Below are 9,223 nucleotides of genomic sequence, written 5' to 3'. Positions count from 1 at the left end.
CGGTCGAGCCCGAGCCGATCACCAGCACGGCCAGGCGACGGTTGCGGTTGGCGGCGCGCGCCGCCTGGGGGTAGGTGTCGCCGGCAGCGGTGAGCTCGGGCGGTGCGGTGCAGCGCTCGGCCGTCGCCATCGCCGGCATCCCGGCCAGGGCGAGCAGAAGCGCGAGGATCACGGCCATCCTCATGACGCAGATCGGTTATCAGGCGACGGCGGCGTCGCCAAGGCCGGACGTTTCGCCTCGCCCTTGCCGTCGTACCAGGCCTGGGTGGCGGCCAGCGCGACCATCAGCGCAAGCCCGCCGGCGGCGATCGCAAGCTGGGTCGCCAGCGAGGCGTCGAACTCCTGCATGATCAGCCGCCCGAGGAAGGACAGGAACACGCCGAGCGAGAACACCGCGAGCCCGTGCTGGCCTGTCAGCGTGAAGGGCTGCGCTGGCGGCGAGGTCAGCCACGCCGCACCCGGCCTGACGGTGCGGGTAACGAGATAGGCCATCGAAAGGAAGTGGAGCAGCCGTGCGGGGTGGAGCGAGGACTTGTCGATGCGCGTGTAGATCGCCCAGGCAAGCGGCTCCGGCAACACGCTGTAGGCTGCGGGAATCCGCCAGACCGCGCTGATGACCAGCCCCGCGAGCACGCCCGCGAGCGACAGCGCGAGCAGCATGCGGCGATGGCGCAGGAGGCGCGCGCGTTCCGCGTCCGGCAGACGCCCCATGGCGACGCCGATCATGAACAGGAACTGCCAGGCGAGCGGGTTGAAGAACCAGTCGCCGGTCGCTGTCTTCAGCGTGGTGCCGGTGATGCGCACCGCGACATAGAGCGCGCCCGAGACCACGATCAGCCAGAGCGGCCGGCGCAGCAGCGGCAGGACCACGATGAGCAACAGCAGGATGACGATGTAGAGCGGCAGGATGTCCATGAAGGCGGGCTGGAACCGCAGGGTGAGCGCGTCCAGCACGGCCTCGTAGGGGGCGTCAAGGAAGGCGCCGACATTCTGTTCGTCGATATAGGCGGCGTTCGCGAAGCGGGTCGCGCTCCACGACACCTGCGCGACGAAGGCGAGGAACATGAAGACGTGGACGATGTAGAGCTGCCAGATGCGCAGACCCACCGCGACCGCCGCGTAGGCGACGCCGTTGCGGTCGAGCGCGCGGCCGTAGGCGAAGGCGGCCGAGTAGCCGGCGAGGAAGATGAAGGTCTCGGTCGCGTCCGACGGCCCGAGCACCTGGATCGTGACGACCCAGAGCACATGATCGGCGATGTGGCCGATGAAGATGCAGAACAGTGCAAAGCCGCGGAAGAAGTCGACGCGGATGTCGCGGTTCTGGCGGATCAGGTGGCGCATCGCGTGTACGGTGTCCTGCTTGCCTTGCTCAGGGAATCACCTGTCGCAACCGATCGTGCTCGGCAGCCCGTGCGGCTGATCCGCCTGCGTGGGGTCCCGCGGCACGCCCGCAGCCGGAACGCCTCTACCGCCGTGACGTGCCGTCCGATGGCGGCGCCGAAATGGAGATCCGACGCTGGAACCGCTCAGCCATCACCGTACGATGGCTGATCATCACCAGCGTTGTCCCGGGAAGTCGGGAGGTCACCAGATCCATCAGCCGGTCCTCGGTCTCCCTATCCAACCCGCTCGTCGCCTCGTGCATCACGATCCAGCGCGGACGATGCAGCAGCGCTCGCGCAAACCCCAGCCTGTGCTGATCCTCGATGCCGAGTTCCTCCTCCCATGCGATTGAGGTGTCGAGGACGGGCACGAGGTGCGCGAGTCCGACATCTGCGAGGGCTCGGGCCAGCTCGTTTTCGGCAAAGCACGCGGGGTCGCCCGGCTCCGCCAAAATCTCGGCGAGCGAAGCATCTGGAAGGTAGGGCCGGTCGCCGATGAAGAAGGGCAGATCCGACTCCGGCAGCTCGATCCGCCCCCTGCCCCACGGGGAGAGGCCGCCGATCGCGCGGAACAGGGCGGCTGCGACGTGGGGGCTCGCTTCGATCAGGACATGCTCGCCGGGGCTGATCTCGGCGCTGAAATCGGCCAACAGGACCTCACCCGTCGCCGAGATGAGGGTGAGTTCACGGAACGCGAGGTTCGGCCCGTTCTCGGGCCCGCGCCGGAACCAGTCCGGCCCCTCGCCTCCGTACCCGTCCGTGATGCCCGACACCGCGTCATGCAAGGCCAGCACACGTCCGGCCGAAGCTTCCCATTGCGCGACGCTCGGGTAGTTGTAGGACACCCAGGAGAGCGCCGCGGTGACCTGACCGAAGGCGATCGTCACCTGCATCAGCCTGCCCAGGCTCATTTCGCCAGAGAGATTTCGTGGTGCGAGCAGCAGCAGCGGCAGCACTATGGTCAATTGGGTGTAGCCGGAGCCAAGGAATATCAGATTGCGGAACGAAGCCGTCTGCACAGCCCAGGTCGCGCGGACGACATCGAACGCCGCGGCGAGCCGGCGGCGCTCCCCCGGTTCCGCCTGCGTCAGGGCGATGGTCGGGGAATGCGTGATCGCCTTGCGCAACCGCCCGCGGTAGTCAGCCTCCGCGGCCTGCCGGCGCGCGGTGGATCGCACCAGCGGGTGGCCGACAACGATCGTGATCGCGGCCCCAATGCCGGCATAGAGCAGGGCGACCCAAACCATGTGGCCGGGCAGCGTGAAGGTCGCCCCGCCGATCGACAGGACGAGCGGGCCGGATGTGAACCAGAGCACGCCGATGAACAGTGCGAGTTGGAGGGCGGCGTAGAACAGCGAGGACAGAAAATCGACCACCATTTCGCAGACCACGCGCGCGTCCTCCGCGATCCGGCCGTCCTCGTTGTCGTGAGTCACGCCAAGGCTACGAAGCTGGTAGTGACGGCCGCCCGCCATCCAGGCATCGCTGACGGTCCGGGTCAGGTAGGTTCGGAGATCGATCTGCAAGCGGCGTCTGGCTTCCAAGCCGACCGTCTGCACCACCATCAGGCCCAGCACGATCGGCAGGAAGATCCAGGACTGGGTCACCAGCCCGGGCATCGATTTCTGTTCCAGGGCATCGAAGAAGTCGGCGTTCCAGGTCGCCAGGCGAAGGATGAGGAGCACCTGCGCGATCGTAGAGATGATGTCAGCGACCAGCAGTCCGAACGCACGCCAGCGTGTCCGGGCCGTGAAGATCCCACCGAGCACGCGCAGCATCCGGACCACGGCTGGGCCCGGGGGCAGACGCGCGGGGCTGCCGACCCGCCGTTCCGCATGTGCCGCCAGCCGTTCCTTGAGGACAGCGGGATCATCGATGATCATGGGTCAGCATCCGGAGCGTGCGGTTGCCCTGCGCTTTGGTATGGCTGCAGGCGGGGAGGGTCCAGGTCGCGCCCGCCCGGCATCACCGGCGTCCGGTGTCGGTCGTGTCGGCTGGCGCGAGAGGAAGGCGCGCGAGTTCGCCGCGCGCACCCCCCTCAGCCCGGAATGCGCTCGATCGCCGCGCCGCAGGCGGCGAGCTTTGCCTCGACCCGCTCATAGCCGCGGTCGAGGTGGTAGACGCGGTTCACCACCGTCTCGCCCTTCGCAGCGAGCCCGGCGAGCACGAGGCTCACCGAGGCCCGGAGATCGGTCGCCATCACGGGCGCGCCGGACATCGAGGCCACGCCACGGATGATCGCGGAGGCGCCGTGCACATTGATGCGCGCGCCCATGCGGTTCAGCTCGGGCACGTGCATGAAGCGGTTCTCGAAGATCGTCTCGGTCACCATCGCCGCGCCGTCGGCGACGCACATCAGCGCCATGAACTGGGCCTGCATGTCGGTCGGGAAGCCGGGATAGGGCTCGGTCATCACGTCGACGCCGTGCAGGCCGTTGAGCCGCTTCACCGACAGCCCGCCCTCGGTCTCGACGATCTCCACCCCGGCCTCGCGCAGGATGCGCACCACCGCGCCGAGATGGTCGAGCTTCGCGTTCGCCAGCACCACCTCGCCGCCGGTGATCGCGGCCGCGCAGGCATAGGTGCCGGTCTCGATCCGGTCGGGAATGATCGCGTGGGCCGCGCCGTGCAGCCGGGCGACACCGGTAACGGTCAGCCGGTCCGTGCCGATGCCCTCGATGCGCGCGCCCATGGCGGAGAGGCAGCGCGCGAGATCCTCGATCTCCGGCTCGCGCGCGGCGTTCGCCAGTACGGTCGTGCCCTCGGCCAGGCTCGCGGCCATCAGCAGGTTCTCGGTCGCACCCACGGAGACGGACGGGAACACGATCTTTGCACCCTTGAGCCCCTTCGGTGCGCGCGCGGTGACATAGCCGCCCTCGAGCAGGATCTCGGCACCCATCTGCTCGAGGCCCTTCAGGTGCAGGTCGATCGGCCGGGTGCCGATCGCGCAGCCGCCCGGGAGCGACACCCTGGCCTCGCCGCAGCGCGCGACCAGCGGCCCGAGCACCAGCACCGAGGCGCGCATCTTGCGGACGATGTCGTACGGCGCCTCGGTGTTGGTGATCGACCCGCCGATCGAGAGCGTGCGGCCGTCGTTGTCGCGCCGCTCCACCGCCACGCCATGCTGGGCGAGCAGCAGCGCCATCGTGTCGATGTCGGCGAGTCTCGGCACGTTGGTGAGCGTGAGCCGTTCATCGGTCAGCAGCCCCGCGGCCATCAACGGCAGCGCGGCGTTCTTCGCGCCGCCGATCGGGATCGTGCCCGAGAGCGGGGTGCCGCCGCGAATCCTGATCCGGTCCATCTCAGACGATCCTCAAGCTACAGCCTGGGAAGGGCGACGCCGCGCTGGCGCATGTACTTGCCCGCGCGGTCGGCATAACTGGTCTCGCACACCGACTCGCCCCTGAGAAACAGGAACTGGCAGATCCCCTCGCCGGCGTAGATCTTGGCCGGCAGCGGCGTGGTGTTGCTGATCTCGATCGTCACCTGCCCTTCCCACTCGGGTTCGAGCGGGGTGACGTTCACGATGATGCCGCAGCGCGCGTAGGTCGACTTGCCGAGACAGATGACCAGCACGTCGCGCGGGATGCGGAAATACTCGACCGTGTGGGCCAGCGCGAAGCTGTTGGGCGGGATCACGCAGACCTCCGCCTCGCGGTCGACGAAGGAGGCGGGGTTGAAGTCCTTCGGATCGACGATCGCGGACTCGACATTGGTGAAGAGCTTGAACGCGTGGCCCACGCGCGCGTCGTAGCCGTAGGAGGAGAGGCCGAAGGAGATCATCCCCTCACGCGTCTGCTTCTCGACGAACGGATCGATCATGCCTTGCTCGGCGGCCATGCGGCGGATCCAGGTGTCGGGCATGATGGCCATGGCGGAGGTCCGGGGCGGGGAGGCGAGGGCCGCCACCCGCCACGGCCGGCGCCCCGAGTCAAGGCCGTGCTACAGCCCTGCGCCGCCCAGCCGCTCCAGCAGCCCGACCAGCATCTCGGCTGCGGCCTCGCGGTGGCGACGGTGAATCGCCTCGGCCTGGACGGCATCACCGGCGCGGATCGCGGCAACCACGGCGCGGTGATCGGCGTTCGAGGCGGTCGGCAGGGGGCGCAGCCGGAGGGTTGCCATGCGCACCCGGTGCGCCTGGTCCCAGAACGAGCCGACCGTCGCCGCCAACCTGCGGTTCCCCGAGGCGCGCACCAGTCCCATGTGGAAATGCTCGTCGGCCTCGGCCCAGGCGACCAGATCGCCCCGCTCCAGCGCCGCGTCCATCGCCGCAACGGCGTCGTCGAGGCCGGCGAGTTCCTCGGCCGAGAGTCCCAGCCTTGCGGCGCGGCCGGCGGCTTTCGGCTCGAGTGCGGCCAGCACCTCGTAGATCTCGCGCATGTCGTCGGCCGAGATCGGCTTGACCCGCATGCCATGGCGCGGGCGGATCTCGACCAGCCCCTCCTCGGCGAGCCGCACCATCGCCTCGCGCACGGGCGTGCGCGAAAGCCCGAGCAGCTCGGCCGCCTCCTCCTCCAGCAGATTGGCCCCTACCGGCAACGCGTTGTCGAGAATGCGCCGGCGCAGTTCGCGATGGGCGCGTTCGGCCGCGGGCAGGCGCTCGGCCGGGTCGGTCACAAGGCGATCCATCGTCCCTCCTGGGCCGAGGCATAGCACGCCTCGACCAGCCGCATCGTCGCCAGATACTCGCGCGCGGTGTTCTCGATGCCGGTGCCTTCCGTCAGGTGGGTGACCACGTGGCGCTGGAGCGCGAACACGCAGTCGCCGCCATAGCCCTGGGACGGCAGATGATAGGCGTGGTCGCGCTCGCCTACCGCACCACGCGCGCGCAGCCAGAGCCGACCCGCGCCATCGAGCCGGAGCGTTCCCTCGGTCCCCTCGGCCAGCAGCTCGCCCATGGTCAGACGTGGATTTGCGGCCGCGTGGTCGACCAGCCGGTTCCCGTCGAACAGTGCGCGCCGCCCGTCGCCGTAGCGCAGGATGATGACGCCCGCGTCCTCGCCGGCGATTGCCGGGTTGAGCCGGCGGAGATCGGCGAACACCGCATCGGGCATGCCGAAAAGGAAGCGGAACACGTCGAGCTGATGGACCGCGGTCTCATGGACAAGGAAGCGCGGCATGGTCTGGAAGTAGGGCTGGCGGTCGAGATAGGCGCCGGGACCCTGGCCGTCGCCGGGACGAAGTCGGAACGAAATCTGGAAGGGCTGTCCGATCGCGCCCACCGCCAGCAGCCGCGCGATCTCGCGGTACCACGGCTGGAAGCGGAAGTTCTCGTGCACGATCAGCCTGAGCTTGGCGGCCTCGGCCTCCGCCGTGATCGCCTCCGCCGCCGCGAGGCCGCCGCAGAACGGCTTCTGGCAGATCACGGTTCGGATGCCAGCCGCGATCGCCGCGCGGATCGTCGGTGCATGCGCTGGCGGCGGCGCAGCGATGTCGAGGATGTCGAGCGGCACGGCCGCGAGCATTGCGGCGAGATCGTCGAACGCCGCGCCACCATGGCGCGCCGACGTCGCCTCGGCCTTGGCGCGATCGGTGTCGCAGACCGCAGCGAGCCGCGCGCCGGGCAGGCGCGCCCAGGCCTCGGCGTGGAACTGCGCGAAGTAGCCGGCCCCGACGAGACCGACCGCGAGGGTCATGCGGCTTCGGCCGGATCGAGCGCCGCCATGGCCGCGCCGACCGCGGCGGCGACCGCGCGCGTCCCAGCGGCGCCGCCATGCTCGGGGGTGACGAGCCGGCCGGTCGCGAACGCGGCATCCACCGCGCGCCGGATCAGCATCCCCGCGCGGAGCGCGCGCGGCTCGCCGTGCCGCTCGCCGAGCCACTCCAGCATCATCGCACCCGACAGGATCATTGCGGTCGGATTGGCGATCCCCTGGCCGGCGATGTCGGGCGCGGAGCCGTGGCAAGGCTGGAACACCGCGTGCGCATCGCCGATGTCGGCCGAAGGCGCGTAGCCCATCCCGCCCATCAGCGCCGCGCCGAGGTCCGAGATGATGTCGCCGAACATGTTCTCGGTCAGCATCACGTCGAACTCCCAGGGCCGGCGCACGAGATCGAGTGCCATCGCGTCGATGTAGTGGTGCGCCGCCCGCACGTCCGGATGCACCGCGGCGCGCTCGTCGAAGACCTTGCGGAAGAACGCGAAGGAGGTGAACACATTCGCCTTGTCCACGCACGTCACCAGGTTCTTGCCGCCGCGCTCGCGCCGCGCCCGGGCGAGGTCGAACGCGAAATTCGATAGCCGCGCGGTTGTCGCGCGGGTGATCACCAGCGTGTCGCGCGCCTCCGCATCGTTGCGCACCTCGCCCCGTCCGCGCGACCAGAACAGCCCCTCGGTCGATTCGCGCAGGATCACGAGGTCGATCGAGGCCGCGCGCGGATCGGCGAGCGGCGTTCTCACGCCGGGAATCACGCGCACCGGACGGACGCCGGCATAGAGCCCGAGGTCGAAGCGGAGATCGAGCTGCGGCGCGATCTCGGTGCCGTCGGGGTAGCGGATCGCCGGATCGCCCATCGCGGCGAGCAGGATCGCGTCCGCCGCCTTGCACGCGTCCATCGTGGCCTTCGGCAGCGCCTCGCCGGTGTCACGCCAGCACACCGCGCCGGCGGGATGATCTTCGGTCGCGAGCACCAGGCCCACGCGTTCGGCCGCGCCGTGCAGCAGGTCGATCGTCGGCGCCATCACCTCCGGGCCAATGCCGTCGCCCGGCAGTACGGCGATGCGGAAACTGGAGGTCATGGCGTGGGCTCCTCGGCGAGTGCGGGCAGGGGACCGGGGTCGAGCGACCAGTGCGGCGGCGGGTGGCCCGGCACGGGCGAGCGGGTGGCAAGGATCGAATCGCCGAGCAGGCAGCCGACGAACAGCGTCGCGAGGTCAGGGCCGCCGAAGGCGAGGCTCGAGACGTTACGGAAGTGCGGATCGGTTCCGGCTTCCACGAGATCGCGGGTCAGGCGCGCATCGCGCCATGCCTGCTCGGCCTTCGCCACGTGTGCGGCATCTGCCGCGTCCGCCATCACCGCGATCGAACCGTCCGGCGTGACGCGCAGGATCCGGTTGCCGATGATGCAGGCGACCCAGATCGCACCCTCGGCGTCGAGCGCGATGCCGTCGGGGAAGTCGCCGGGTCCGAATGCGGCGACGATACGTTTGCCCGAGAGCGTCCCGTCGGCCGAGACGTCGAACGCGGCGAGGCGGCGCGCATAGGTCTCGACGGCGTAGAGCGTGCAACCGTCGGGCGCGAGCGCGACCTCGTTTGTATAGCCTAGACCGTCGGCGACGATCCGCGGCGGCTCGCCGGGTGCGGCGAGCACCACGAAGCCGTCGGCGACGTCGGCGCGCCAAGCCTCGCTGCGCGGGACATGGCGCGTCGAGACAGTAATCCAGAGCCGTCCTTGCGCATCGGCGAGTACGAAGTTGGTCGGCGGCAGTGGGCGTCCGTCCACCTCCGTCACGACCGGCGTGATGCTTCCATCCGGATCGAGCGCGAACACCCCGCCGGTCGTTTCGCCGAGATGGGCGAGCAGCACGCGTCCGCCGGTGCGAAGGGCGATGCCGTTGGGCCGCAGGGTCTCGTGCCACCCGTGCGCGATGACCCGCCGCACGCGCCCCGACGGAGCGATCAACGCCACCCCGCCGGCATCCTGCCAGTCGCTAGCGATCAGCAGGCCGGACGCGTGCGCGAGCACGCATTCGGGCCGCGCGAGCCCACCACCGACGCGGCGGAACGACGAGTGCGGACCGAGGGGCGGCATTGCGCGCATTGACAAACGCATACGTTAATGGCTCAGTCAAGGCAAGAGCGGCGCTCCGACGCCGACGCCACGCCTCCAGGGAGGGACAC

8 protein-coding genes are annotated in these 9,223 nt (G+C 69.7%); all 8 read right to left on the bottom strand.

Annotation, left to right across the window (positions count from 1 at the left end):
* Window positions 1-180 precede the first annotated feature (180 nt).
* The 8 genes from ACTIFU_RS04240 to ACTIFU_RS04205 all read right to left on the bottom strand — a co-directional run bounded on the left by ACTIFU_RS04240 (window position 181) and on the right by ACTIFU_RS04205 (window position 9,134).
* Window positions 181-1,341, bottom strand: coding sequence for an OpgC family protein (locus ACTIFU_RS04240; RefSeq protein WP_439577044.1), 1,161 nt, complete (start codon window positions 1,339-1,341; stop codon window positions 181-183).
* A gap of 124 nt (window positions 1,342-1,465) precedes the next feature.
* Complete coding sequence (locus ACTIFU_RS04235; RefSeq protein WP_439577043.1) at window positions 1,466-3,265, bottom strand: ABC transporter ATP-binding protein/permease; 1,800 nt, start codon at window positions 3,263-3,265, stop codon at window positions 1,466-1,468.
* Between the two features lie 155 nt (window positions 3,266-3,420).
* Complete coding sequence (murA, locus tag ACTIFU_RS04230; protein ID WP_439577042.1) at window positions 3,421-4,683, bottom strand: UDP-N-acetylglucosamine 1-carboxyvinyltransferase; 1,263 nt, start codon at window positions 4,681-4,683, stop codon at window positions 3,421-3,423.
* Window positions 4,684-4,700: 17 nt separating this feature from the next.
* Complete coding sequence (dcd, locus tag ACTIFU_RS04225) at window positions 4,701-5,255, bottom strand: dCTP deaminase (RefSeq protein WP_439577041.1); 555 nt, start codon at window positions 5,253-5,255, stop codon at window positions 4,701-4,703.
* 69 nt (window positions 5,256-5,324) lie between these two features.
* A complete protein-coding gene (locus ACTIFU_RS04220; protein ID WP_439577040.1) occupies window positions 5,325-6,011 on the bottom strand; it encodes a GntR family transcriptional regulator in 687 nt (228 codons plus the stop codon).
* Window positions 5,996-7,018, bottom strand: a complete 1,023-nt coding sequence (locus tag ACTIFU_RS04215; protein WP_439577039.1) for a Gfo/Idh/MocA family protein — start codon at window positions 7,016-7,018, stop codon at window positions 5,996-5,998. The genes ACTIFU_RS04220 and ACTIFU_RS04215 overlap by 16 nt, the downstream gene beginning before the upstream one ends.
* Entirely contained in the window at window positions 7,015-8,121 is a 1,107-nt protein-coding gene (locus tag ACTIFU_RS04210) for an isocitrate/isopropylmalate dehydrogenase family protein (RefSeq protein WP_439577038.1), read from the bottom strand. Before ACTIFU_RS04210 ends, ACTIFU_RS04215 begins: the two co-directional genes overlap by 4 nt.
* The gene (locus tag ACTIFU_RS04205) at window positions 8,118-9,134 is read right to left on the bottom strand and encodes an SMP-30/gluconolactonase/LRE family protein (protein WP_439577037.1); all 1,017 of its coding nucleotides are present in this window, start codon (window positions 9,132-9,134) and stop codon (window positions 8,118-8,120) included. The genes ACTIFU_RS04210 and ACTIFU_RS04205 overlap by 4 nt, the downstream gene beginning before the upstream one ends.
* Between the last annotated feature and the right edge of the window lie 89 nt (window positions 9,135-9,223).

Origin of the sequence: Elioraea sp. (assembly GCF_051860475.1) — a bacterium.
In the GTDB taxonomy this organism is placed as follows: Bacteria; Pseudomonadota; Alphaproteobacteria; order Acetobacterales; family Acetobacteraceae; genus Elioraea.
The sequence above is the reverse complement of the archived record's forward strand: the minus strand, read 5'-3'. Positions and strand labels throughout refer to the sequence as shown.

Bases quoted from the DNA above. Each gene is read 5' to 3' on its own strand.
- ACTIFU_RS04240 (WP_439577044.1), bottom strand. From the start codon at position 1,341: ATGCGCCACCTGATCCGCCAGAACCGCGACATCCGCGTCGACTTCTTC.
- ACTIFU_RS04235 (WP_439577043.1), bottom strand. From the start codon at position 3,265: ATGATCATCGATGATCCCGCTGTCCTCAAGGAACGGCTGGCGGCACAT.
- murA (WP_439577042.1), bottom strand. From the start codon at position 4,683: ATGGACCGGATCAGGATTCGCGGCGGCACCCCGCTCTCGGGCACGATC.
- dcd (WP_439577041.1), bottom strand. From the start codon at position 5,255: ATGGCCATCATGCCCGACACCTGGATCCGCCGCATGGCCGCCGAGCAA.
- ACTIFU_RS04220 (WP_439577040.1), bottom strand. From the start codon at position 6,011: ATGGATCGCCTTGTGACCGACCCGGCCGAGCGCCTGCCCGCGGCCGAA.
- ACTIFU_RS04215 (WP_439577039.1), bottom strand. From the start codon at position 7,018: ATGACCCTCGCGGTCGGTCTCGTCGGGGCCGGCTACTTCGCGCAGTTC.
- ACTIFU_RS04210 (WP_439577038.1), bottom strand. From the start codon at position 8,121: ATGACCTCCAGTTTCCGCATCGCCGTACTGCCGGGCGACGGCATTGGC.
- ACTIFU_RS04205 (WP_439577037.1), bottom strand. From the start codon at position 9,134: ATGCCGCCCCTCGGTCCGCACTCGTCGTTCCGCCGCGTCGGTGGTGGG.